Annotated in this window: 20 protein-coding genes and 1 pseudogene; 8 read left to right on the top strand and 13 right to left on the bottom strand. The window is 40.8% G+C overall.

Annotated features, from left to right (window positions below):
- Positions 1-95 precede the first annotated feature (95 nt).
- The 7 genes from AC25JC_RS06690 to AC25JC_RS06660 all read left to right on the top strand — a co-directional run bounded on the left by AC25JC_RS06690 (position 96) and on the right by AC25JC_RS06660 (position 8956).
- Positions 96-1613, top strand: a complete 1518-nt coding sequence (locus AC25JC_RS06690) for a CoA-acylating methylmalonate-semialdehyde dehydrogenase (protein WP_078193327.1) — start codon at positions 96-98, stop codon at positions 1611-1613.
- A gap of 15 nt (positions 1614-1628) precedes the next feature.
- Positions 1629-2528 (top strand): 3-hydroxyisobutyrate dehydrogenase, encoded by a 900-nt coding sequence (gene mmsB / locus AC25JC_RS06685; protein ID WP_486923724.1) that lies wholly within the window; start codon positions 1629-1631, stop codon positions 2526-2528.
- Positions 2529-2608: 80 nt separating this feature from the next.
- Positions 2609-4264 (top strand): AMP-binding protein, encoded by a 1656-nt coding sequence (locus tag AC25JC_RS06680; protein WP_486923723.1) that lies wholly within the window; start codon positions 2609-2611, stop codon positions 4262-4264.
- A gap of 121 nt (positions 4265-4385) precedes the next feature.
- Entirely contained in the window at positions 4386-5513 is a 1128-nt protein-coding gene (locus tag AC25JC_RS06675; RefSeq protein ID WP_180040943.1) for an acyl-CoA dehydrogenase family protein, read from the top strand.
- An 80-nt stretch (positions 5514-5593) separates the two neighbouring features.
- Entirely contained in the window at positions 5594-6367 is a 774-nt protein-coding gene (locus tag AC25JC_RS06670; RefSeq protein WP_486923722.1) for an enoyl-CoA hydratase, read from the top strand.
- A gap of 23 nt (positions 6368-6390) precedes the next feature.
- Positions 6391-7416 (top strand): enoyl-CoA hydratase/isomerase family protein, encoded by a 1026-nt coding sequence (locus AC25JC_RS06665; RefSeq protein ID WP_486923721.1) that lies wholly within the window; start codon positions 6391-6393, stop codon positions 7414-7416.
- A gap of 202 nt (positions 7417-7618) precedes the next feature.
- Positions 7619-8956, top strand: a complete 1338-nt coding sequence (locus AC25JC_RS06660; protein WP_486923720.1) for an MFS transporter — start codon at positions 7619-7621, stop codon at positions 8954-8956.
- Between the two features lie 973 nt (positions 8957-9929).
- Here AC25JC_RS06660 and AC25JC_RS06655 read toward each other — a convergent pair.
- From AC25JC_RS06655 to AC25JC_RS06620, 8 genes are read right to left on the bottom strand one after another with little or no spacing between them, the layout of a single operon-like run.
- Positions 9930-10223: a DUF971 domain-containing protein gene (locus tag AC25JC_RS06655; protein ID WP_180084964.1), complete on the bottom strand. Its 294-nt coding sequence runs from the start codon at positions 10221-10223 to the stop codon at positions 9930-9932.
- The gene (locus AC25JC_RS06650) at positions 10213-11205 is read right to left on the bottom strand and encodes a HEAT repeat domain-containing protein (RefSeq protein ID WP_486923719.1); all 993 of its coding nucleotides are present in this window, start codon (positions 11203-11205) and stop codon (positions 10213-10215) included. The genes AC25JC_RS06655 and AC25JC_RS06650 overlap by 11 nt, the downstream gene beginning before the upstream one ends.
- Positions 11206-11210: 5 nt before the next feature.
- Positions 11211-12062, bottom strand: coding sequence for an ABC transporter ATP-binding protein (locus AC25JC_RS06645; protein WP_180155671.1), 852 nt, complete (start codon positions 12060-12062; stop codon positions 11211-11213).
- Positions 12062-12910, bottom strand: a complete 849-nt coding sequence (locus AC25JC_RS06640; protein ID WP_486923718.1) for an ABC transporter permease — start codon at positions 12908-12910, stop codon at positions 12062-12064. Before AC25JC_RS06640 ends, AC25JC_RS06645 begins: the two co-directional genes overlap by 1 nt.
- 48 nt (positions 12911-12958) lie before the next feature.
- The gene (locus AC25JC_RS06635) at positions 12959-14422 is read right to left on the bottom strand and encodes an ABC transporter substrate-binding protein (protein ID WP_486923717.1); all 1464 of its coding nucleotides are present in this window, start codon (positions 14420-14422) and stop codon (positions 12959-12961) included.
- Between the two features lie 13 nt (positions 14423-14435).
- The gene (locus AC25JC_RS06630) at positions 14436-14681 is read right to left on the bottom strand and encodes a 4Fe-4S dicluster domain-containing protein (RefSeq protein WP_486923716.1); all 246 of its coding nucleotides are present in this window, start codon (positions 14679-14681) and stop codon (positions 14436-14438) included.
- 33 nt (positions 14682-14714) lie between these two features.
- Positions 14715-16451 (bottom strand): fumarate reductase/succinate dehydrogenase flavoprotein subunit, encoded by a 1737-nt coding sequence (locus AC25JC_RS06625; protein WP_486923715.1) that lies wholly within the window; start codon positions 16449-16451, stop codon positions 14715-14717.
- Between the two features lie 19 nt (positions 16452-16470).
- On the bottom strand, positions 16471-17211 hold the full coding sequence (locus tag AC25JC_RS06620) for a GntR family transcriptional regulator (protein WP_486923714.1): 741 nt from the start codon (positions 17209-17211) through the stop codon (positions 16471-16473).
- A gap of 1158 nt (positions 17212-18369) precedes the next feature.
- Here AC25JC_RS06620 and AC25JC_RS06615 point away from each other — a divergent pair.
- A pseudogene (locus tag AC25JC_RS06615) lies at positions 18370-19059 on the top strand (cupin domain-containing protein).
- A 5-nt stretch (positions 19060-19064) separates the two neighbouring features.
- Here AC25JC_RS06615 and AC25JC_RS06610 read toward each other — a convergent pair.
- From AC25JC_RS06610 to AC25JC_RS06590, 5 genes are read right to left on the bottom strand one after another with little or no spacing between them, the layout of a single operon-like run.
- Positions 19065-19664: a gamma carbonic anhydrase family protein gene (locus tag AC25JC_RS06610; protein WP_486923713.1), complete on the bottom strand. Its 600-nt coding sequence runs from the start codon at positions 19662-19664 to the stop codon at positions 19065-19067.
- A 42-nt stretch (positions 19665-19706) separates the two neighbouring features.
- A complete protein-coding gene (locus AC25JC_RS06605) occupies positions 19707-20648 on the bottom strand; it encodes a PaaX family transcriptional regulator (RefSeq protein ID WP_486923712.1) in 942 nt (313 codons plus the stop codon).
- Positions 20649-20705: 57 nt separating this feature from the next.
- Complete coding sequence (gene paaK / locus AC25JC_RS06600; protein ID WP_486923711.1) at positions 20706-21998, bottom strand: phenylacetate--CoA ligase PaaK; 1293 nt, start codon at positions 21996-21998, stop codon at positions 20706-20708.
- A gap of 46 nt (positions 21999-22044) precedes the next feature.
- The gene (gene pcaF, locus AC25JC_RS06595; RefSeq protein WP_180079110.1) at positions 22045-23265 is read right to left on the bottom strand and encodes a 3-oxoadipyl-CoA thiolase; all 1221 of its coding nucleotides are present in this window, start codon (positions 23263-23265) and stop codon (positions 22045-22047) included.
- Between the two features lie 10 nt (positions 23266-23275).
- Positions 23276-24823 (bottom strand): 3-hydroxyacyl-CoA dehydrogenase, encoded by a 1548-nt coding sequence (locus AC25JC_RS06590; protein ID WP_486923710.1) that lies wholly within the window; start codon positions 24821-24823, stop codon positions 23276-23278.

Below are 24823 nucleotides of genomic sequence, written 5' to 3'. Positions count from 1 at the left end.
TCTTTGCTAGTTTGAAGTGAATTGGAAAATATAAATATAAGGCTTTTGGATATTTTCTAAGTCAGTACAAAACAATAAGTGCCTATGGAGAGGTCATGAACACAATGTCAAATATTCAGTCAGCGACGGCTAAATTATTAATTAACGGTAAATTTGTAGAGTCAAACACTACAGAGTGGCAAGACATTCTAAATCCTGCAACTCAAGAGGTTTTGGGTCGTGTTCCAATGGCGACTATGGAAGAAGTGGATGCAGCGATTGCTTCAGCGCAAGAGGCGTTTAAAACTTGGCGCTTAACACCCGTACAAGCACGTATGCGCATTATGTTGAAGCTACAAGATCTGATCCGTAGCAATATGAAAGAGATTGCCCGCGTACTGACTGCTGAGCAAGGAAAGACACTTGCAGATGCTGAAGGTGATATTCAACGTGGTTTAGAAGTCGTTGAGCATGCGTGTTCGGTTGGCACACTTCAAATGGGCGAATATATAGAAGGTGTTGCACGTGGTGTGGATACCTATACCTTGCAGCAACCTTTGGGTGTATGTGCAGGAATTACGCCATTTAACTTTCCTGCGATGATTCCACTGTGGATGTTCCCAATGGCCATCGTCTGTGGAAATACCTTTGTTTTAAAGCCATCTGAACAAGATCCATTATCGACCATGATGCTTGTCGAACTTGCGATTGAAGCCGGTATTCCAGCAGGTGTATTAAACGTAGTGCATGGTGGTAAAGACGTTGTTGATCGTTTATGCACACATCAAGCTATTAAGGCCATTTCGTTTGTTGGCTCTACGGCTGTTGGTACACATGTATATAACCTTGCAGGACAGCATGGAAAACGTGTGCAGTCGATGATGGGGGCTAAAAACCATGTGGTGGTGATGCCAGATGCCAATAAAGAACACACTTTAAATGCTCTCGTTGGTGCAGCATTTGGTGCGGCGGGTCAGCGTTGTATGGCTTTGTCGGTTGCTGTCATGGTTGGTGAAAGTAAAGAATGGGTTAATGAACTGGTTGAAAAAGCCAAAACGCTGAAGGTCAATGCAGGGCATGAGCCGAATACCGATATTGGCCCAGTTATTTCACCTCGCGCAAAAGCACGTGTACTGGATTTAATTCAAAGCGGTGTAGAGCAAGGTGCGGAGTTGCTGCTGGATGGTCGTGATGTTCAAGTCATCGGCTATGAGCAAGGAAACTTTGTCGGAGCAACGATTTTTAATCAAGTTTCAACCGATATGCGCATCTATACCGAAGAGATCTTTGGGCCCGTGTTAGCCATTATTCATGTCGATACTCTGGAGCAGGCGATTGAATTGATTAATGCCAATCCATTTGGCAACGGTGTTGGACTATTTACACAAAGCGGTGCAGTCGCTCGTACATTCCAAAGTGATATCGATATTGGTCAAGTGGGTATCAATATTCCAATTCCTGTACCTGTACCTTTCTTTAGCTTTACAGGATCGCGTGGTTCAAAACTGGGGGACTTAGGTCCATATGGTAAGCAAGCGGTTCAGTTCTATACACAAACCAAAACCATCACCAGTCGTTGGTTCGAAGATACACAAGAAAAAGGTGAAGTGAATACCACCATTAACCTACGTTAATTTAGGAGTTCAAGGATGAATATTGCCTTTATCGGTTTAGGAAACATGGGCGGAAAAATGGCCCAAAACCTACTCAAAGCAGGTTTTACGGTTTACGGTTTCGACTTAAGCGAAATTGCGATTCAGCATTTTACTGAAGCAGGTGGTACTGTTTGCCACAGCCCACAAGATGCCGCGAAACAAGCAGATGTTGTGATTAGCATGTTGCCTGCTGCCAAGCATGTCAAAGAAGTGTATTTGGGAGAAAATGGTGTATTAGCGGTAATGAAAGCAGGAAGCTTATGTATCGATAGCAGTACCATTGATCCGCAAACCATTAAGGACATAGCCGAGGCAGGTGCTGCACATCAGATAAAAATCTGTGATGCACCTGTTTCAGGCGGAACTATTGGTGCTCAGGCAGGTACATTAACCTTTATGGTCGGTTCGGATGATCAAACCTTTGAAAAAACCAAAGCGGTATTGGGCCACATGGGTAAAAACATTGTGCATTGTGGTGATGTGGGTGCAGGTCAAATTGCGAAAATTTGCAATAACTTGATTCTTGGTATTTCCATGGCAGCCGTTGCTGAAGGTATGGCGCTCGGTGCGCGTCTGGGGATTGATCCTCAAGCCTTAGCAGGTGTGGTGAATAGTTCGAGCGGACGTTGCTGGAGTTCGGATGTATGTAATCCATGGCCGGGTATCTCAGCAAATGCACCTGCAGGACGTGGCTATACCGATGGTTTTGCAACGCAGTTGATGTTGAAAGATTTAGGATTGGCTGTAGAAGCCGCAGGACAAGTCAAACAGCCGATTATTTTAGGTGGACTGGTTCAGCAGATGTATCAACAGCTGTGTTTACAAGGTAATGCACACTTAGATTTTTCAAGCATCGTGCAGCAATATTTACCTAAGGATGCTGAATCACATTGAACACCAATCTAGCCTAGGGATGGCTAAAAATACTAACACTCGTGTCGGAATAACAATAAATTGAGACTGAGGTAGAGAAGATGTCGAATTATCAAGATGTTGCAAAGGCATTTGACTTAAATCATGCTGCCAAAGAAATGTTATCAGGCTCTTTAGAGCAATTAAATGCATGTTATGAATGCTGCGACCGTCATGCGATTGATCAAAATAAGGTCGCACTATATTGGCAAGGTAAAGATGGGTGGAAAGAACAATATACCTTTGCAGAGCTGCAACAGTGGTCGAGCCAATTTGCCAATTTTTTAAAGTCACAGGGTGTGCAAAAAGGTGATCGTGTATCGGGTTTATTACCCCGTACAGTTGAATTACTTGTGGTGATTTTAGGGGCTTGGCGAATAGGTGCTGTATATCAACCGCTATTTACCGCCTTTGGCCCCAAAGCCATTGAACATCGTTTACACCTTGCACAAAGCAAATTGGTGATTAGCGATGTTGGTAATCGCAGTAAATTAGATGAAGTCGCACATTGTCCTCAAATCGTTACTGTTGCAGATCCAGCGGGTCAAGGGATACAACAGGGAGATTTAAACTTTTGGGATGAAGTAAACGCACAGTCTACAGATTGTGAAATTGTCCTACAGAGCATCAATGATCCATTTCTTTTGATGTTTACTTCAGGTACTACAGGTCCTGCAAAGCCCTTAGAAGTCCCGCTTAAAGCTTTGATCGCTTTTGGTCAATATATGAAAAATGCGGTAGGACTGCGTGAAGATGATTCGTTTTGGAATATTGCCGATCCGGGTTGGGCTTATGGTTTGTATTACGGAATTACTGGGCCACTTTTACTTGGACATGCAACACTCTTTTACGAAGGTGGTTTTAGCATTGATAGTTTGTGTCAGATCGTAGATGACTACAAAGTGACGAACCTTGCAGGCGCACCGACAGCGTATCGGATGATGATGGCAGCTGATCCTGAACAAATGGCAAAACTCAAAGGGAAATTTCGAGTCGTCAGTAGCGCTGGAGAGCCGCTTAACCCTGAAGTGTTCCGCTGGTTTAAACAAGTTTTAGATGCACCGATCTTTGACCATTATGGTCAGACTGAAGTTGGTATGGTGGTGTGTAATCATCATGGCTTACAACATGATATTCGCGCAGGTGTCGCAGGTTATGCCAGTCCGGGATATCGCGTGGCGGTTGTTGATGAACAAGGGCAAGAGCTAGCTGCAGGAACGCCAGGAGTACTGGCTATCGATATTAGTCAATCACCGATGATGTGGTTTGGTGGCTATAAAGAAAGTCGTAAGTCACCCTTTGTAAAGCATTATTACCTCACGGGTGATACCGCAGAATTACACGCAGATGGCAGCATGAGCTTCGTTGGTCGTAATGATGATGTGATTACAACATCCGGTTATCGTATCGGGCCATTCGATGTTGAAAGCGCTTTACTTGAGCATGATGCAGTGATTGAAGCTGCGGTCATTGGTGTACCTGATCCGGATCGGACAGAAATTGTAAAAGCTTTTGTGATTTTAGCTGAGCATGTCACAGCGTCAGAAGAGTTAGCAGAGCAACTAGGGCAATTTGTGAAAAAGCGCTTATCTGCACATGCTTATCCACGATTGGTGGAGTTTGTTCAAGAACTGCCGAAAACTCCAAGCGGAAAAATTCAGCGCTTCTTATTAAGAAATCAAGAGATTGCAAAACAATCCACGCAGCATGCAAGTTAAATGACGTAACGATTAACCCTTAATTAATGCCGAACAATCATGATCAGGAATCAAGCTTTCATTCAGTTTCAATCATTTTCAAAGTGGATGAAAGCAATTGATTGATGTACAGGAAGATAAGATGCAATTTACCGAAGAACAATTATTAATTCAGGACATGGCACGCAGTTTCGCACAGGAACAAATTAAACCTCAAGCGGCTGAATGGGATAAAAACGGTACCTTTCCCAAAGCGGCATTAGCGCAGATGGGAGAACTGGGTTTATTGGGTATGTTGGTATCAGATGAATGGGGTGGTTCAGATACAGGTAATCTTGCCTATGTTATGGCTTTAGAAGAGATTGCCGCGGCCGATGGGGCAACCTCAACCATTATGAGTGTACATAACTCGGTAGGCTGTGTTCCTATTGCTAAATTTGGCACAGAAGAACAAAAGCAGAAATATTTAGTGCCTTTAGCACAAGGCAAAATGATCGGTGCATTTGCATTAACTGAGCCACATACGGGTTCAGATGCTGCTGCCATTAAAACTCGTGCAGTAAAAGATGGCAATGAATGGGTGATTAATGGTGCTAAGCAGTTTATTACCTCGGGACATAATGCAGGGGTCATTATTGTCTTTGCTGTGACTGACCCAAGTGCAGGGAAAAAAGGCATGAGTGCTTTTATTGTCCCAAGAGAAACACCTGGTTATGAAGTGATTCGTACTGAAGAAAAGCTTGGATTACATGCCTCAGATACCTGCCAAATTGCACTCACAGACGTGCGAGTGCATGAAAGCCTGATGTTAGGAAAAGAAGGTGAAGGTTTGAAAATCGCCTTATCAAATCTAGAAGGCGGTCGTATTGGTATAGCGGCGCAAGCGGTTGGTCTTGCACGAGCAGCATTAGAAGAAGCAACCCGATATGCCAAAGAGCGTATTACTTTTGGAAAGCCGATCTTTGAACATCAGGCAGTTGCGTTCCGATTGGCAAGTATGGCAACAGAAATAGAAGCTGCACGCCAATTGGTCTATCACGCGGCACGTTTAAAAGAAGCAGGACAACCTTGTTTAAATGAAGCGTCTATGGCCAAGCTTTTTTCATCTGAAATGGCTGAACGTGTTTGCTCAGCAGCATTACAAGTCTTTGGAGGTTATGGCTACCTCAAAGATTTCCCGATAGAGCGTATATATCGTGATGCACGTATTTGCCAAATCTATGAGGGTACGAGTGATATTCAACGTTTAGTAATTGCCCGTAGCTTATAACGTTGTCTTTAAGACATTTAAAACGACAAGGCTTCAGACAAAGCCTACTTATAAATATTGAACATATATAGGGATATCACATGCAATTTGAAACGATTCTGCTCGAAAAGAACAATGGTGTTGGACTTATTACTTTAAATCGTCCTCAGGCTTTAAATGCGTTGAATAGCATATTAATTCAAGACCTTAATTTAGCCTTAGATGATTTAGATCGAGATCCAACCATCGGTTGTATGGTTATTACAGGTTCTGAAAAAGCCTTTGCCGCTGGTGCAGATATTAAAGAAATGGCTGAACTGAGTTTTCCGAATATTTATTTGGATGATTTTTTTCATCTGGCAGATCGAATTGCACAGCGCCGTAAACCTTTAATCGCAGCTGTCAGTGGTTATGCGTTAGGTGGAGGCTGTGAGTTAGCGCTCATGTGTGACTTTATTTACTGTGCCGATAATGCAAAATTCGGTTTACCAGAAGTGACTTTGGGAGTAATCCCAGGGATAGGTGGGACACAGCGCTTAACGATTGCTATTGGTAAGGCCAAAGCAATGGAAATGTGTCTGACTGCGAGACAAATGGGCGCAGTAGAAGCAGAGCAGAGTGGTTTAGTTGCTCAAGTCTTCCCTAAAGAGGAGTTGGTCGAAAAGACCTTAAAAGCTGCTGAAAAAATAGCCGAAAAATCTGTAGTCGCAACCATGATGATCAAAGAGTCAATTAACCGTGCATTTGAAGTCAGTTTGCAAGAAGGTTTACGTTTTGAACGTAGAACATTCCATTCGATTTTTGCCACTCAAGACCAAAAAGAAGGCATGCAAGCATTTGTTGAAAAGCGCCAAGCCAATTTTAAAGACAATTAAAAATAAAAAAGGATTATATGGATATGAGTACAAATAACTTAATGATTGAAGAACATGGACATTTAGGCCAAATCAGTTTAGATCGCGTGGCAAGTTTAAATGCCTTATCTTTGAATATGATCCAAGGGATTCAACAGCAATTAGCACTATGGGCTGATCAAACCAATATTCATGCTGTACTTATTCGCTCAAATAGTCCCAAAGCATTTTGTGCAGGTGGAGATATTCGCTATCTCTATGATAGTTATATGAATGGTAAAGAAGATTATCAAGCTTATTTTCAAGCTGAGTATGAAATGCTGAATAGCATTCGTGCGTATGAAAAACCCATTATTGTCATACTCGATGGCTATGTACTTGGCGGTGGATTTGGCTTAGCCCAAGCATGTCATGTGCTTGTCAGCAGCGAAAAGTCTAGATTTGCCATGCCTGAAACTGCCATTGGATTTTTCCCAGATGTGGCTGCGACACACTTTTTATCACGTTTGGATGATATTGGTGTGTACATGGCAACTACGGGCGATCAAATCAGTGCCAGCGATGCGTTATACCTAGATTTGATTGACTACCATGTTCCGAGTGAGCAACTTGTTCAATTAGAAGAAGATTTAAGAAATTCTAAGCAACTCAGCAAGGAAAATATTGAACAATTGATTGCGAAATATATTACTCGACCAGCGGAAAGTGAACTCAGTCAAAATGCAGATTTAATTCGTAAGCATTTTGGTTTTGAGAGCATTGATGCCATTGAAAATAGTCTTGAAAATGAACAGCATAATGATGCTCAAGCGTGGGCGTTAAAAATACGCAATACCTTGGAACAACGGTCTCCAATCGCAAAAAGGATCAGTTTACAGCTCCAACATTTAGGTCGAGGTCTTTCACTGAAGCAATGCATGCAAATTGAACGACATTTACAAGACGTTTGGTTTCAACATGGCGATATTGTTGAAGGTGTGCGTGCATTAATTGTGGATAAAGACAAACAGCCAAAGTGGCAACAGTCCAGTCCGACTTTAGACAAAATAATGGAGGAAATATCTATTTAATCAGTAGGTTTATATTTTTAACGGTTCAAACCCTTGGTCAATATTCATATTTGATTTTATGTTCGATATGAACCAGTGACTCAGCGTAAATTAAACACATATAAGATCTAAAAGTATTGATTTTCATGAAGAAAATCATCATACAAATCAAGCATCGTGAAAATGCAACGTAGAAATATCTTGCAGAATAAGGAAGATAACAATGCAAAATGTACAGGGAAACACAGCTCCACCAGCTAAGTCCTCGCATCGTTTAGCGGGTATTTCCAGCATGGTGGGTACAACCATCGAATGGTATGACTTTTTTATCTATGGTGCTGCCGCAGCACTCATTTTCAATCGACTTTTTTTCCCAAATCTTGATCCCTTAACTGGCGTATTGGCAGCATTTGCTACCTATGCTGTAGGCTTTATTGGTCGACCACTTGGTGGAATTGTTTTTGGTCATTTCGGCGATAAAATCGGTCGTAAATCAATGTTATTGGTCACACTAATGTTGATGGGTATTCCAACGGTGATGATTGGGTTGTTACCGACATTTGAAACCATTGGTTATTGGGCAACGGTCTGTTTAATTATTTTAAGATTTATACAGGGCATGGCCATGGGTGGAGAATGGGGCGGAGCAGTCCTCATGGCGGTAGAGCATGCGCCATCGGGTAAAAAAGGCTTTTGGGGAAGTTTACCGCAAGCCAGTACTGGTGGTGGTTTATTGCTCGCTTCGGTAGCTTTAGGCTTAGTCTCAATGTTACCTGAAGAAGCGTTATTTAGCTGGGGTTGGCGTCTACCATTTTTAGCCAGCATTATTTTACTGGCTGTAGGTTGGTATATTCGTGTAAAAGTGCCGGAGTCACCAGACTTTGAAAAAGTTAAAGCTCAAACCGAAACAATTAAAGTTCCAGCAAAACAAGTTTTTAAAAATCATCCTAAGCAGTTGATTACGATTATTTTATCTCGAGCTGCTGAAAATGCTTGGTTCTATTTAGCATCGACATTTGCTTTAGCCTATACCACCACACAGCTAAATATTCCTCGACAAGATATCTTGTTTGCAACGATTTGTGGTGCTGCAGTCATCATGGTTATTACGCCAATTTTTGGACATTTGTCTGATAAAGTTGGGCAAAAAAACATGTTTAGATTTGGTTTATGCGTACTGGCTTTATACAGCTATCCATTTTTTGCGATGTTAAATACCAAGGATCCAGTATTGGTTTGGACGGCCATAGTGATTGGTATTGGTGTTGTTTTTCCTTTGATGTATGCGCCGCAGTCACAGTTATTTTCGCGCCAATTTCCAGCAGAAATACGTTATAGCGGTATTTCAATCTCAGTTCAATTTGCAGGCGTGCTAGGTGGCGGTTTAGCACCATTAATCGCGACGAAATTGCTAAGTATTGGTGATGGAAGCCCAAATTTAATTATTGCCTATATTTCAGGCTTTGCAGTGATTGCGATTATTGCATCATCATTTTTAAAGCCGGATCAAATAGAGCAAAAGACAAAAGCATTTAGCAGTGAGGAAATGAAATCTTCCTAAATCAACAATCAGTAAAACAATTGATTGATTTAAAATTCAGAATTTCAACTATAGAAATACATGTGATTTAGCCATAGCAATCGTTGTTATGGCTTTTTTTGTTTAAGGATTGTGCCAGAACAAATTTATTTTTAGCGTAGCTTAGGAACATAGCAATTTGAATACAGTTGATGTGCAAGAGCTGTGAATTATCATCTTTGTAAATAAAGTTGAAGCATTTCGTATAATGTATATTATGTTAAATAAGATATCCAAGATTGCGCCCTACATAACTCAGCCGTTGGCGCAACTTCACTGGAGAGATTAATATTATGGTGAATCTCTCCAGTGAAGTATCCTAATGAACATAATATACGTTATGCCGAAATCTGGTACGCTATGTGATGATCTAGCCGGACAAACAATAATTTTAGTATCGTATTCTTCATCATGATCTAATTCTGATTTTTGCAACTGCTCTAGCACTGTCTCCAGCAGATCGCGCATGTATATATATAATCATCTTTGGTTAAAATGCCCTTTTTTTTCCATAGCTGAAAGTTTTTATAGGTCTATTAAAAACGGATGTTACAAACCACTAAAGCTAATTTGTTTGCAAAAAAATGATCAATTTTAAAGTAATAAATAATACCCATTACAATAAAAAATTTTATAAATAAATTAAAATATATATCTATATTTATGTTTTGCAAATCCAAGCAATACAAAACCAAGAAGAATATAGAAAATATAGTTAACAAAACTATAAGTATTATTTTTCTTAATTTTATCACTAAGTTTCTATAGAATAACAACCTTCTATATCTTATTGCATATTTTCTATATAAATCTTTTGATTTCATAATATTAAACGCATTTTTTTAATTATTAATTTTTTTAAACCATATTTAAAATAATTATTTTTCTAAACTATTTAACAATTTATTATAAATAAAAGATGAATATTCAGGAAAAATATTCATCTTTCATTATATCATATAATATTTTTTAAATATTCCCAAGGAAAAATCCCTTGATTATGACCATCACTAAAACAGATCTGTACACCATAACCTTGGCTATTCAATTCGGTAACCTGTACATGATCGACCAATGAAATCGGTAACTTCTTAATCTTGTTATAACGACAAAATGCACAAGGACATGCATTTCGCAGTTGATCATGACTCAAAGTGATGGTCTTTTCTTCCGACCAAATAAAATGGATGAGATCTCGCTCAACATCAAACTGGATATCTGTCGGTTTTGTTTGCGAATTATTCTGCATGGGCTTGCTCCAAAATTAACCCTAAACCAATACGAATCGCTTTACGCACTTCAGGGTCTGGGTCATCTGCATGCTCTTGTAATAATTGTTCGGCACGACTACCCCCAATTTCGCCCAATGCCAAAGCGACTTCTTTACGGAGGTTACTAATTTTAAAGTCAAAATTATGTGCCAGGCCATCCAAAGCCTGTTTGGATTTAATGAGTCCTAAACTACGCACCACTGCAATACGCACTTGCCAATAGGTGTCATACAACAGTTCAACCAAATTTTCTTCAAGTGAGGCTAATTTTAATTTTCCAATGGTTAATGCAGATTCAACGCGCAATTGCCAATCGTGTGAGGCTAAACCATAGGCTAAGGCATCTATAACTTCAGGATGTGCCTGTTTTACATAACCTAACCCACCTGTTGCAATACGACGAGTCTCTAAATCTGGGTCGTTGCGTGCAATTTGACTTAAACTACTAACGGCTTGTTCTTGCTGTAACCAACTCAATGTACTCACCGCTTCACGGCGTACCAATACATCTGTGTGATGAATATGTTTTTCAATTTCTTGATAAAAACTAAGATCACGTAAAGGTTTTAAGGCTCTTAAAATGGCAACTTTGACCGCAGGTTCTTCTTTAGCCAAATAGCCTGCTAAAACCTCTGCAGATTGAGCTTGTTTAACTTCACTTAAACTTTGCGTCGCTGCTGCAACCACTTCAGCATCTGGATCTAATAATGCTCCTGCCAAAGCATTTAAACTGTGTGGATCTTCCCAACCTTCAAGTCGTTTTGCCGCTTCTAAACGTACTAAAGACGCTGGGTCATGTGTCAATGCATAATGCAACCAAGGTAATAAATCTTCCCGCTCTTCATCTGCAATATTCATTAATGCGATAAAACGTCTTTTTTCATCCTCTTGATTGAGTTGCTCAAGAAAATCTAAATCATCTTCATCTATATTTTTTAATTCGGGGTATTGGAACTGCATGGGGTTTATCCTTCTACAACTGCTTTTTTGGGAATCCCCAAAGGATTTAATCGATTCATATCTTCTAAAATTTCACGCTTTAAAGCATGCATACAATGTTTCTTTAATTCGGTAAATTCTGGCGATGTAACAATGTCAATGTCTCTAGGACGGGCAAAATTCAGTCGAATTTCCTCAATAATCCGCCCCGGACGATGGCTCATGATCAGCACCCGATCCGCCAAAAACAGCGCTTCATCAATGTCATGGGTAATAAACAGCACTGTGGTTTGAATATCTTGCCAAATATCAAGTAGGAGTTGCTGCATACGAATGCGAGTTTGGGCATCCAAAGCACCAAAGGGTTCATCCATCAGTAAAACTTTAGGCTGATTAATCAGTACACGGGCAATTTCCACGCGTTGCTGCATCCCCCCTGAGAGTTCTGCTGGAAATTTTTGTTCAAAACCCGTTAGTCCCACCAAGTCGATCATGTGCTGTGCTTGTTTTAGGCGCTCAGTTGGTGAAATACCTTTCATTTTTAAGCCAAAAGCAACATTTTCAATGACGCTTTTCCAAGGAAATAATGTGTGATGCTGGAATACCAAGCCACGATCAGGATGCGGTTTAGACACTGTTTCAGTATCGACCAGCAATTCACCAGCGCTATACGCCAAATGCCCAGCCAATGCGCCAAGTAGTGTGGATTTACCACAACCCGAAGGTCCAAGTAAGCACACAAACTCGCCCGCTTGAATATGCATATCGACTTGATTTAAAGCTTGAAAACGCTGCTGGCCTTGTCCTAAATGTAAAGACAAATTGCGGATGTCAATTTCACCGAGTTTTTTCAGAGATGGGTTCACATGCTCAGTCATTAGGCTTTCCTCAATTGATACCAGGGAGTAAATTTCTTACCAATCCAACGTACTAAGGCACTACTCATCATGCCCAAGGCACCAATCAGTAACATTCCGACCACGATGCTGCTGTAATTCTGTAGCGTGAAAGACTCCCAAGTGAAATAACCAATGCCTAACTGACCTGAAATCATTTCAGCCGTAACTAAACAAAACCAGCATGTCCCCATACCAATGGATAGACCTGTAGTGATGTTGGGTAAAGCCCCTGGTATAACTACTTCACGTACAATGGCAAATTCAGATGCACCGAGACTTTTTGCAGATGCAATCAGTCGAGGATCAACTGCTTCCACCCCATGAATGGTATTCAATAAAATTGGAAAGAGTGCTCCAATAAAAGTGATGTAAATCATGGAAGCTTCAGACGATGGAAAAATCAAAATCGCCAATGGAATCCAAGCCACCGCAGGAATTGGACGCAAGACCTCAAGTGGTGTCAGAAAAAAAGTTGCCATTTTCTTATATTGACCAATCAGCAAGCCTAATGCCACGCCAATCACCCCCGCTAAAGCAAAACCAATCAGCACCCGTAACATGCTGGCTTTTAAATGTGCCAAAGCCGTCGGCAGTTGGAAAAATTGAATAACAGCTTGAACAACTTCAATAGGTGTCGGTACGTTGCTAAAATTCACAATACCCAGATTAATCTTAAATTGAGCCAACGCTTGCCACAGTAATAAGCACAGTACCAGCGAAACTGTACCCAAGATAAATTGACTCAATTTTGGATTTTTAAGTGCATCCCATTTTACAGAAATGGCTGGATGCAGCGCCTTTTCCTGATTTTCAACTAAACTTCCCATAATGCGTTTCCTCATTGTTGGCGATTAGGCTAGACAATGTGATTGCCTTTATTTCACGAGTTGTTGAACGGCTTTAAAGTCATAAACTTTACCGCTGTGGGTTTGCGCAAACTTCGTGGCATCATCTTTGAGTAAAAAGGCTTGAATCTGTCCCGTTTGATTGGTTGCGAACCATGCTAAATTCGACAGTAACTTGATGTCACTTTGGAAATCTTGGCTATACACCACACGGGTTTGTTGACCCGCTTGTTGAATTTTCTTTAAATCTTGGAATGCATGTTCAGCAGTTTCATAACTACGCACGTGGTTTTCACCTTTGACCCAAATTTGTGTCACATGCTTAAAGGTCTGAATTGGTTCACCTGTTAAGGCATCCTTTGCAACAAGTGGCGATTTGCCGTAATTGGCTAAAGACTTGGCATAATCGAGCTTAGATGCTGAAAATGCCTCTTTGATGTATTGCTCTGAAATAAATTGATTTACATCAATTTTTCCGTCATTTTTCCCTAATATTTTTAAGGTATCGACAGCTGTTTGTGTCGCTTGGCGATATTCAGGCTTCCATGTTAAATCTCGGGTTTGTAAACCTAATGGCCCATGAAATAAATACACCACTTCCGCAGGAATACCTGTTTTATCGGCAATGATCTGACTATATTTTTCAGGTTCTTTTTGTAGCAGTTGATCTGCCTCAATCGTAGCTTGCAAATAAGCTTTTATAACTTCAGGGTGTTTTTCTGCATAGTTTTTAGCAACAATCGAACCATGAAAAGTCGGTGCATTGGCCTGTGAACCGTCATAAATTTTTCGAGCAATGCCTTGATATGCAAACAATTCACCAAAAGGCACAAAATCTGCATGCGCTGCAATCTTATTGCTCTTTAATGCAGGACCTGCAACTTCAGGTGCTTGTGCAATAATTTTAATGTCTTTATCCAACTCCCAGCCTTGTTCTTTGGCTACTCGTAGCAATAGTCCGTGTGCAGTCGAAGCAAAAGGAACAGAAATCGTTTGTCCTTTCAGTTCTGCAATCGAGTTCACCTTAGAATCTGTCGGCACTACGATTGCGTTCCCACTACCCGTAGTACTTCCTGAGAGCGGATTTAAGAATAAACTTTGTTTACCTGCTTTTTGAAAAGCCGCTAAATTGTTGACTGCAGGAAAATCAGCCATCGCACCAATATCCAATCGATCTGCCACCATTTCACTGGTTAATGGAGCACCTGAAGTAAAGTTTTTCCATTGAATATCATATTTCACATTCTTATATTCACCATCTTTGGGTAAATATTTATCGAGTAAATTGAGTTCACGGATTAATAAACCACCCGTTGCACAGTTAATAGTTGTATCTTGTGTACCAATGGCAACGCGAACCGTTTCAGCTTTTGTCGATGAGCTCTTTGCATTAGTTTTTTCAGTATTTTTACTATCACAAGCGCTTAACCCGCCTGCAACAATTAAGCTGACAATGGTACTGACTAGCGCTTTTTGTGTTTTTAATTTACGCATGAAATATTCTCTTTTATTTTAATAAATACGGGATGTTGACGTGTATTGCATCGGTTGGGCAGTCCTTTTCACAAGGCATGCAGTACCAGCATTCATCGAATTGCATGAAAGCTTTATTGGTCTCGGGATCAATCGCCAACAAATCCATCGGGCAAACATCAACACAGACCGTGCAGCCCTTATCTGCAATACATTTATCTTCATCAACCAAAACTGGAGCGACAGTTCGATGTGAAATTTCTTTAAATATCAGTGCCATTTTTATATTTCCGAATCTTGAATATTTTAAAATTTAGTCTGCAACTGCAAATTGCTGTTTTTGAATACGCAGTTGGTCATAGGAATGTTGTTCTGCTTTTTCAATTGCGACCACATAGGGTTCAATCGGCTTTTTAAAGCTCGTCATATTGCCCTGCTCATCTTTTTTCAAATGTGCATGACAGAACCAATCATCATTATTTTTTTCTGGAAAATCCGCACGGTAGTGATACAGTCCCCAACGGCTTTCTGTTCGATATAAAGATGCCCGAGCCGCCATTTCTGCACAGTCTCGAATCACCGATACTTCAGCAGCGCGCATGAGTTCATGTGGATTTGAAGCTGAAATTTGGGCAATATCTTGCTTAATTTCTTCAAAACGACGTAAACCAATTTCCATTTTTTGACGCGTTTTGGGTGGTTGCAAATAGTCATTCACAAAGCGACGTAACTTGTATTCCACTTGATCTGAAGGTAAACCTTGCTCACGCTTCAATGGTGCAAAAATGCGTTCACGTTCTGCCTCAATTTCCGCTTGATTCAGCTCTGAATCAGCAACATCTATGACATATTCTGCAGAGTTTTCGCCTGCAAACCAACCATAGGTAAATGCACCCAACATATAGTTGTGTGGCACTGCCGCCATATCGCCTGCGCTATATAAACCTTTTACAGATGTTTCGGCTTTTTCATTGACCCATACCCCTGACGCACTATGACCACTACAGAAACCAATTTCAGAAATATGCATTTCAACCATGTCAGAACGATAATTCGTACCACGTCCTTCATGGAAACGCCCACGGCTTGGACGCTCATTGGTATGTAAAATTTCTTCAATGGTTTGAATGGTTTCTTCTGCTAAATGATCCACTTTTAAAAATACTGGACCATTTCCACTTTCAAGCTCTTGATAAAACTCCCACATCATCTGACCACTCCAGTAGTCACATTCAATGAAACGTTCACCCTTACTATTTGCGGTATAGCCACCCAGTGGCCCTGTCACATATGCACAAGCGGGTCCGTTATAATCCTTAATCAAAGGGTTAATTTGAAAGCATTCCAAATTAGCAAGTTCAGCACCTGCATGGTAAGCCATGGCATAGCCATCACCCGCATTGGTTGGGTTTTCATAGGTCCCCATCAAATAGCCAGAAGATGGCAAACCTAAACGCCCCGCAGCACCACAGCATAAAATGGCAGCTTTGGTTTTAATGACATAAAAATCACCACTACGACAGTCAAAACCAAGCACGCCATTGATAGCACCCTGTTCATTTTTCAATAATTTGGTGGTCACAATACGGTTATTAATTTTGACCTGCGCACGCTTCATTTGACGATACAAGACTTTTTTAACATCATGTCCTTCAGGCATTGGCAGGACATAAGCGCCCATATGATGCACTTTCTTTACAGCAAATTCACCTGTTTCATCTTTTTCAAACTTGATGCCCCATTGATCCAACTGTTGAATGGTTTTAAAACTATGTTGAGCATAGGCATAAATGGCAGTTTGATTGACCACACCATCATTGGCGATGGTAATTTCCTTGGTATATTGCTCAGGCGTGGCATAACCCGGAATCACCGCATTATTTAAACCATCCATCCCCATGGAAATGGCGCCGCTGCGTTTCACATTGGCTTTTTCAATCAATAAGACCCTTAAATCAGGATTGGCTTGTTTGGCTTTGATTGCAGCCATCGGCCCTGCGGTTCCCCCGCCAATCACCACAATGTCATATTCTAAATATTTAGTTTCCATGATATTTCCTTGATCCCGATTAACGAAAAATACGTAATTGGTACTGGAAGCTTTCGCCTGAGAAGTACAAATATTCGTAGTCAATCGGATGTTCGTGAGCATCGTGTGTCAGTCGTTCCACACGTAAAATAGGTGTATGAATGTCCACTGAAAGTAGCTGTGCTAATTCATCATCTGCCTGTATGGCATCAATGTTTAAGTCGGCATAACCCAGTGGTATAGATAAGTCTTGTTCAATGGCGGTGAAAATATCGCTAACACGTAAATCCACCTGTTTGTTTTGAAGTTGTAGGCCAATTTCCGCAGGTAAATAAGTCAATTCATAAGACACAGGTTCGTTATTTAGTAAACGCACCCGCTTAATTTCAGCCACTTGACTACGCACAGCCAGCTTCAATTTAGATGCGACTTTCAGCGGCGCTTCAATGAACTCGATTGACAACACTTCATTTAAAATGTGATGTCCGCTCGATGACATCGCTTCTGCAAAACCTTGAAGCTGTGTGATGTTTTGATAGGCTTTTGGCTTACTGACAAAAGTACCTTTGCCATGCACTTTAAAAATCAAACCATCCTGTGAAAGCTTGTGCAGCGCCTGACGAATGGTTATGCGACTCACAGAAAACAACTCTGAAAGTTCATTTTCCGATGGCAATTGACTCAATGCTGGATATTCACCTGATTGAATTTTTTGCTGTAACTGTCCTTTGATTTGTTCATACAATGGCAACTGGCTATTTTTACTGCTTGGCTCAGACATCGCTTTCAACTTGTTATAACAACTTGACCAAACAATAATTAATTAAACCCAGAAATTGAAATATTAAGATTTGATTTATTTATGAAAAATAAAGCTGAATAAACTCAGTAAATTATTATTCTTAAAATGAATTTTTTTTTTAAAAAAATATAAGATAGAGAATCTAAATAATGGTTCATGAACTATTGAAATTAAAACCCGTGAGTAAAAATTTATAATTTACTGATATAGATAAAAATATTGAAAATTATTTTGTGAATCTAACTTTATGTGAATGTAAGTTAAATAAGCTATTATGCAAACCTAAACACGATACTGACCTATTGTCTGGCTTACTTAATTCTCTGATTCTTTAATTGGCACAAAAACTATTCTTACTTTCTCACATTGATCACTTGTTTAATACTTTGATTCCAAAAATTTGTCACATGACGTTTTCTTAGGATTTAAAATAGAACATCGAAAAATGACCCTATTTTTCCAGAGTCATCTTGTTATGCGTCATATTAACGCCAAGCAATCCTCCCAGCATATTTGAAAAATTTGATAACATTTTAAAATATGCTTTGACACATATTTGGCATCTTGATCAATTCCTAAGAAACAAGCAGAACCGCACGTATATAACCATGGCAAACCAATGATGCTTAGTCTAATTTTTACTGTAACATCGACTGAAAAGTAAATAAGAGTGATCTTTAAAATCACCAAAACGTCCAAGCAACTGCATGCTTTTTAAAGCAAATTAACGTAAGTCGATATCACAGCATGACTATGTAAAGTCGCAATCTGCTCGTAAGAAATTCCGTCTTGGGCTTGAAATTATAAAATTTTGGGCGCTGTAGAGCAGTTAAAATCGCAACAGGTATTTTGTTTATAGATAATCACAATGCTGATCTTGCTACGCGGTGTAAGCATACTTTTGAACCGCTAAATTGAGCCATTAATCATCATAGTATCTCCTTGTACTGAGCCCCTTGTGATCACTCGGACCTGCCCCCACCTTTACATGCAACCGACATCCCTCCTTTCCATTTCAGTCCGTTGCACTGCAATTCACTTGATAATTCAACTGCTGACATGTTGTTTAAACTCGTATAGTGTTGTTGAAAAAGTTACACTTATTTTCTCTATAAATTATTAAACGTGTATTGTGTGATGCATCTTCATGCTGACTTTCAAAACTAATTATCATCACTCCGCAAAATTACCAAAGGGTTAAGTCTCCAGGTGGTGAAGTCAATCGTATGATGCTTGACCGAATTGGTGCAGAAAAGGCATGTGCCACGAGTATTGTAGTGTTTGCTGCAAAATCTCAATTTCCTGAACATTCGCATCCACTTTGTGAAGAGGTTTTGGTCTTAATTGGAACATTTACTGAAAATGAGGATCAACACTATCTTGCAGGATGGTATATGCGTAATCCACACCAATCTAGCCATCGGGTATCGAGTGAAATGGGTTGCCAAATTTTTGTTAAACTCATGCAAATGACAGAACATGAAGTGACTCCAACACGCATCAATACTCATGACCCAAAGCATTGGCACATTCAGCAAGGTCGAAAAATCTGCTCCTTATTTAAATCAAATATTGAACAGACTTTTTTGGAAAAAATTAAAACCCAATCAATGCATGGCTGAAAGTGCTGAGCATGGCATTGAAATTTTTATCCTTACAGGTGCGCTTAGCTCAGCACACCATGTATATCCTATGGGAACCTTGATGCGCTTCCCTTCAGATTATGATATTGATCTAAACGCCACCGAATTAGGTGCAACGCTGTATATCAAAAGCGGACATTTGCAACATGCTAGAGACGTTTGGACAGCTGAATTAAATATGTGAAGAGCTTAAATCTGTTGCTTTAAGACATGATCTGCCTGAAAATTTCGATAGGTTAAACGTTCTGATGTGTCATGGGGTAATGGCTTCACTTCTTGCATACTGTTGAGACAACGCTCGGTTAACTCAATGTACTGCGCCGTACCATGACGCTTCCAAGCAATTTCTTGATCACTTAAGGCTCTTACCACCCGTGCAGGACTGCCCAATACCAGCATATTATTAGGAATCTCTGCTTTTGCCTTAACTGTACTGTTGGCACCTATAATCACATTTTCCCCAATCACAGCTTCATCGAGAATCACACTATTCATGCCAATGAGGGCATTCTTGCGTACCACACAGCCATGCAAAATAGCACCATGACCAACATGACCATACTCTTCCACCAAGGTCACACTGTTTGGAAAGCCATGAATGGTACAAGAGTCTTGAACATTGGCATTTTTTTGAATATGAATACGGCCAAAGTCAGCACGTAAGGCAGCAAAAGGTCCAATATAAACCCCTGCCTCAATAATCACATCGCCAATCAACACGGCGTTTGGGTGTACAAAAGCCTGAGGATCGACCACAGGAATCACGCCATCAATGGCATAGCACGGCATTGTTCTATCCTTGTTGTTAATTTTTATAAATTAGACGCTAACTTAATAGCTCAAATCTGGCTGTTTTAAACCACCAAAACGTTTATAAAACTGTGGGTGTGCAGGCGGCATACTGCCTTCAGCCGTACGTGCAACATTTAAGAAAAACTCATCGCCTGCCATAAATACCGCCTGATACAAATTGGTACTTAAATTACGTGCAATTAACGACAGCCAGTCCGTCGGTAACAACTCAAATGGTAAATTTGGATCTTTAAGTAAAATACGACGGAACTGATGAATCAATAAGATACGAATTTGAAAGGCTTGGACAGCATCTATTTCTTCTTCTTGCTCAACAAAATAGAAAAACTCACGGAAATCACTAATAAACTTTTCATAGCGTTGATGCAATTCTTGAATCGGCCAGTTTACAACCACCATACGTTTAATCGTCGGATAAGATTCTTGCCAAAGTTCTAAGGTTTCGGCACGAAACACCACCACTTGATCGGTCATTTGATGACTGAGTAATAAATTTTGCAGCTTTTGTTGATCACAGCCCGGATACGCCATGACATTGGTCGCTATATTGGCAAAACCTAACCATTCAAGCTCTTTCTTTAACACCAATTTGTTTTCAAGTTCAACTGAGCTCAGTAGCACCAAGTCCCACTTTTTATCCCAATCTTTATGACTAAAGCCATAGATTTTTTGATCGGCCATGATAAAACGCTGACGACTACTTTCCGTAATACGGTAATAACTGGTGCGCCCAATTTTCTCTGAACTGAGCCAGCCATTTTGTACCAAACGAAAGACCGCCGTACGCACTGAACGTTCATTCAAGCCAAATACGTCCATTAGCTGAATTAAGCTCGCAAGACTGATGACACCGCCACGGTGATAAATGCTATCACCAAAAATGGTCATGACCAATGAAGTCCCACTGAGCGCTTCACGTTGAATAAACTCATCAATAATTTGTTTTAATTTAGGATTCATTGCGTTTTCATTTACCTATTGAATTGCCTGACGACCTTTATCGTCAGGCATGTTCATTTAAGCGGATTGTCGAATATCAAAAACGCGCTGCGCTTTGCCTTCAGAGCGAGGTAAACTCCCTTCATTCAGCACTTCAACACTCACACTAATCCCCACCATGGTTTTAATCTGTGATTTTAATTGGTTTGCAAGCTGCATCGCCAATTGAGGACTGCTATCTTGACGCATTTCAGTGCGAATATGCAATGTATCCAAGTGACCTTGCTTACAAATATGAATCTGATAATTGGCAATTAATTGTGGAATTTGCAAAATTTGCTCTTCAATTTGCGATGGGAATACATTCACACCACGAATAATCATCATGTCATCGCTGCGGCCCACTATTTTATCCATACGACGCATGGTACGTGATGTGCCTGGCAGTAAACGTGTCAGATCACGGGTACGATAACGAATCACCGGCATACCTTCTTTGGTAATTGTCGTGAAAACCAATTCACCGAGCTCCCCATCTGCAACAACTTCACCTGTTTCTGGATTAATAATTTCAGGATAGAAATGATCTTCCCAAATGGTTGGGCCATCTTTTGATTCTAAACATTCCATTGCCACCCCAGGACCCATGACCTCAGATAAGCCATAAATGTCTAAGGCATCAATACCTAAACGCGTTTCAATTTCTTTACGCATTTCATTGGTCCAAGGTTCAGCACCAAATACACCAGTTTTAATAGAACAGTCTTTGGCTGAACCAAACTTTTTCTCCAGGGCTTCAATGATATTCAAGCAATACGATGGTGTCACCATGAGTGCTGTTGGTTTAAAATCGTGAATTAACTGCGCTTGTTTGTCTGTTTGCCCGCCTGACATTGGAATGACAGTAGCACCCAAACGCTCTACGCCATAATGTGCACCTAAGCCACCGGTAAATAAACCATAACCATACGACACTTGAATGGTGTCTTTACTGCTTAGCCCTGCAGCACGCAGCGATCGTGCGACTACGTCCGACCAGATATTGATGTCATGTTCGGTATAGCCAACCACCGTCGGTTGACCTGTGGTGCCCGATGAAGCATGTACGCGCACAATTTGCTCTTGAGGCACCGCAAACATGCCAAATGGATAATTGTCACGTAAATCTTTTTTGGTGGTAAAAGGGAATTTTGCTAAGTCCTCAAGATGTTTAAAATCATCCGGATGTACACCTGCTTCATCAAACTTTTGCTTATACACCGTGCTGTTATGATAAGCATGATTGAGCGTCTTTTTTAAACGCTCAACTTGCAGTTGACGTAATTCATCTACAGATGCGGTTTCGATGTGTTCCATTGCATTTTTATTCATTGTCTTACTCCTTACGCAGTCATCGCGACAGCTTGTTTTATGTCAATCAATTACGTCCTGAATTGATATTTTCGAGTATTAAGGCAACACCTTGCCCAACGCCCACACACATGGTGCACAGCGCATATTTTCCTTGTTGAATTTTCAGTTGATGCATTGCGGTAAGGACTAAACGTGTACCACTCATGCCAAGTGGATGGCCCAAAGCAATGGCACCACCATTTGGATTGATACGTGCATCATCATCCGCTAAACCCAGTTCACGAATCACAGCTAAAGCTTGTGCGGCAAAGGCTTCATTGAGTTCAATCACATCCATTTGCTCTAAAGTTAAGCCCGTTTGTGCTAAAACTTTACGCACTGCAGGTACAGGCCCAATACCCATATAACGTGCTTCTACACCAGCACTTGCAATCCCTAAAACTTTCACTTGGGGAGTTAAACCATGCTGCTCAGCAAAGGCGTTATTACCTAAGAGTAAACATGCAGCACCATCATTAACACCTGATGCATTGCCTGCTGTGACCGAACCGCCTTCTTTACGAAATGGTGCTTTAAGTGCATTTAAAGCCTCTAGTGTGGTTTCTGCACGTGGATGTTCATCTAGAGCAACACGCACTACACCTTTTTTGCTTTTAATCTCAACTGGTAGAATCTCACGCTCAAAGCGACCTTCAGCCTGTGCTTTTGCGACTTTTTGCTGACTGTTGTAGGCAAATTGGTCTTGATCGGCACGGCTGATATTGTATTTTTCTGCCACGTTTTCAGCAGTTTCAGGCATGCTGTCGACGCCAAAATTGGCTTTAAATAGCGGATTGATAAAACGCCAACCAATAGTGGTATCAAAAATTTCAGGTGTACGGCTAAATGCACTCGTCGGTTTAGACTGAACAAAGGGCGCACGTGACATGTTTTCCACCCCACCCGCTAATACAAACTGCGCTTCACCCGATTTAATCGCACGTGAAGCAAGCCCCACTGCATCAAGACCTGAAGCACATAAACGGTTCACGGTAATGGCAGGTACACTGTCAGGTAAACCGGCAAGCAAGCTTGCCATCCGTGCCACATTACGATTGTCTTCACCGGCTTGATTGGCACAACCCAAAATCACTTCATCGACCTCCGTCCAAGGCAAATTTGGATGTTGTTGCTTCAAGTACTGAATTGGCAATGCAGCCAAATCATCGGTACGAATACTACTTAAACCACCGGCATAGCGCCCAATTGGGGTACGAATCCCATCAAAAATAAATACGTCTTGCATCATTTTATCCTTAACTGGCAGCGCGTAATGGCTGCTGCGTTGACACATGTCCTTGTGCCGCTTTTTTTAATAAATATAGATTAGGACGATAACGCTCTTCACCATAAATACGATACAGATTTTGCAAAGTCTGTAAAATAATGTTGTATCCTAATTCTTGTGCCCATTGGAATGGTCCTTTAGGATAATTCACAGCAAATTTCATGGCTGCATCAATGTCTTGTTCAGACGCAATTTGATGTAAAACGGCCTCGCATCCTTCATTGACCAACATGGCAATGCTGCGCAGCACATATAAGCCAGGATGATCCTGAGACCAAATCGGAATAATATTTAGACCGATAAACAACTGTTCAATCGCTTTTTGATCTATCGCTGTACACGCTGGTGAAGCTGTAACTGCAATGGCTTTGGCTTGTGACCAATCGCCATGCCAATCCATCAACACCACTTTTTGTGATGCATAATCAATTTCGGCAGATTGCCCCATTGATAAACGTAAAGACACATCACCAATGAGAATTTCAGCCGTAGGCGCCGCTTCAATACTCAGATGAATATGTTTAGATTGTTGCAACAGCGCAATCAAACCCTGTGAATGTGACCAATCACCTTTGACCACCACCTCAATTTTTTCAGGTGATTTACTGTAAATCGCAGGGAGTTGATACACTTTTTTAGAATGTTCCGTTCGATAGTCATAAAAACCCTGTTGAGTTTTGCGACCGAAACAACCTGCATCGACTAATTCTTTTTGAATTAAGGATGGACGATAACGCGGTTCATCAAAAAAGGCATTATAGACACTCTGCGTGACAGAAAAATTAATATCTTGGCCAATTAAATCGGTCAGCTCACACGGCCCCATCGAAAAGCGTCCACATTCACGCATGATAAAATCAAGCTGCTCAGGTGTGGTGGCATTTTCCTGCAAGGCACGGAAGGCTTCTGCATAATAAGGACGTGCTATACGATTGACGATAAACCCTGGGGTGGATTTGGCACGTACTGGCACTTTTTTCCATGCTGTCATCAAGCTGACTAAAGCATCAGAAATTGCTGGGTCTGTTTTTAAGCCTGCAATCACTTCCACTAACTTCATCACTGGTGCGGGGTTAAAGAAATGCAAACCGACCACGCGTTCTGGATGTGGAATATTGGCAGCAATCGCAGTAATCGAGATTGAAGATGTATTGGATGCAAAGATCGTCTCAGGCGAGCAGATATCAGCAAGCTGTTGAAATAGCTTTTGTTTAACGTCTTTGTTTTCTACAATCGCTTCTACAATCAGTTGGCTGTCTGCTAATTCGTGTAAATCCGCTGCCACGTTTAAATTGGACAAGGTCAGTTGCAAGAGATCAGCCGCCATTTTTCCGGCATCTACACGTTTTTGTAATTGCTGTTTTAGTGCAGCAAAAGCACTTTCTACACGTTGTGGATCGACATCATACACATGGGTCGGATGGCCATGCATGGCCGCCAATTGTGCAATGCCGATGCCCATGGTACCGGCACCAATCACTGCCACAGGGGCATGCTGTAAGTGAAGTTCTGCCAT

It is taken from the genome of Acinetobacter sp. P37 (assembly GCF_057480965.1).
This window is presented reverse-complemented; position numbering and strand designations above follow the sequence as displayed.

What these genes read in the sequence shown, in the direction of transcription:
- AC25JC_RS06690 (WP_078193327.1), top strand. Translation starts at nt 96, where the DNA reads ATGAACACAATGTCAAATATTCAGTCAGCGACGGCTAAATTATTAATT.
- mmsB (WP_486923724.1), top strand. Translation starts at nt 1,629, where the DNA reads ATGAATATTGCCTTTATCGGTTTAGGAAACATGGGCGGAAAAATGGCC.
- AC25JC_RS06680 (WP_486923723.1), top strand. Translation starts at nt 2,609, where the DNA reads ATGTCGAATTATCAAGATGTTGCAAAGGCATTTGACTTAAATCATGCT.
- AC25JC_RS06675 (WP_180040943.1), top strand. Translation starts at nt 4,386, where the DNA reads ATGCAATTTACCGAAGAACAATTATTAATTCAGGACATGGCACGCAGT.
- AC25JC_RS06670 (WP_486923722.1), top strand. Translation starts at nt 5,594, where the DNA reads ATGCAATTTGAAACGATTCTGCTCGAAAAGAACAATGGTGTTGGACTT.
- AC25JC_RS06665 (WP_486923721.1), top strand. Translation starts at nt 6,391, where the DNA reads ATGAGTACAAATAACTTAATGATTGAAGAACATGGACATTTAGGCCAA.
- AC25JC_RS06660 (WP_486923720.1), top strand. Translation starts at nt 7,619, where the DNA reads ATGCAAAATGTACAGGGAAACACAGCTCCACCAGCTAAGTCCTCGCAT.
- AC25JC_RS06655 (WP_180084964.1), bottom strand. Translation starts at nt 10,223, where the DNA reads ATGCAGAATAATTCGCAAACAAAACCGACAGATATCCAGTTTGATGTT.
- AC25JC_RS06650 (WP_486923719.1), bottom strand. Translation starts at nt 11,205, where the DNA reads ATGCAGTTCCAATACCCCGAATTAAAAAATATAGATGAAGATGATTTA.
- AC25JC_RS06645 (WP_180155671.1), bottom strand. Translation starts at nt 12,062, where the DNA reads ATGACTGAGCATGTGAACCCATCTCTGAAAAAACTCGGTGAAATTGAC.
- AC25JC_RS06640 (WP_486923718.1), bottom strand. Translation starts at nt 12,910, where the DNA reads ATGGGAAGTTTAGTTGAAAATCAGGAAAAGGCGCTGCATCCAGCCATT.
- AC25JC_RS06635 (WP_486923717.1), bottom strand. Translation starts at nt 14,422, where the DNA reads ATGCGTAAATTAAAAACACAAAAAGCGCTAGTCAGTACCATTGTCAGC.
- AC25JC_RS06630 (WP_486923716.1), bottom strand. Translation starts at nt 14,681, where the DNA reads ATGGCACTGATATTTAAAGAAATTTCACATCGAACTGTCGCTCCAGTT.
- AC25JC_RS06625 (WP_486923715.1), bottom strand. Translation starts at nt 16,451, where the DNA reads ATGGAAACTAAATATTTAGAATATGACATTGTGGTGATTGGCGGGGGA.
- AC25JC_RS06620 (WP_486923714.1), bottom strand. Translation starts at nt 17,211, where the DNA reads ATGTCTGAGCCAAGCAGTAAAAATAGCCAGTTGCCATTGTATGAACAA.
- AC25JC_RS06610 (WP_486923713.1), bottom strand. Translation starts at nt 19,664, where the DNA reads ATGCCGTGCTATGCCATTGATGGCGTGATTCCTGTGGTCGATCCTCAG.
- AC25JC_RS06605 (WP_486923712.1), bottom strand. Translation starts at nt 20,648, where the DNA reads ATGAATCCTAAATTAAAACAAATTATTGATGAGTTTATTCAACGTGAA.
- paaK (WP_486923711.1), bottom strand. Translation starts at nt 21,998, where the DNA reads ATGAATAAAAATGCAATGGAACACATCGAAACCGCATCTGTAGATGAA.
- pcaF (WP_180079110.1), bottom strand. Translation starts at nt 23,265, where the DNA reads ATGCAAGACGTATTTATTTTTGATGGGATTCGTACCCCAATTGGGCGC.
- AC25JC_RS06590 (WP_486923710.1), bottom strand. Translation starts at nt 24,823, where the DNA reads ATGGCAGAACTTCACTTACAGCATGCCCCTGTGGCAGTGATTGGTGCC.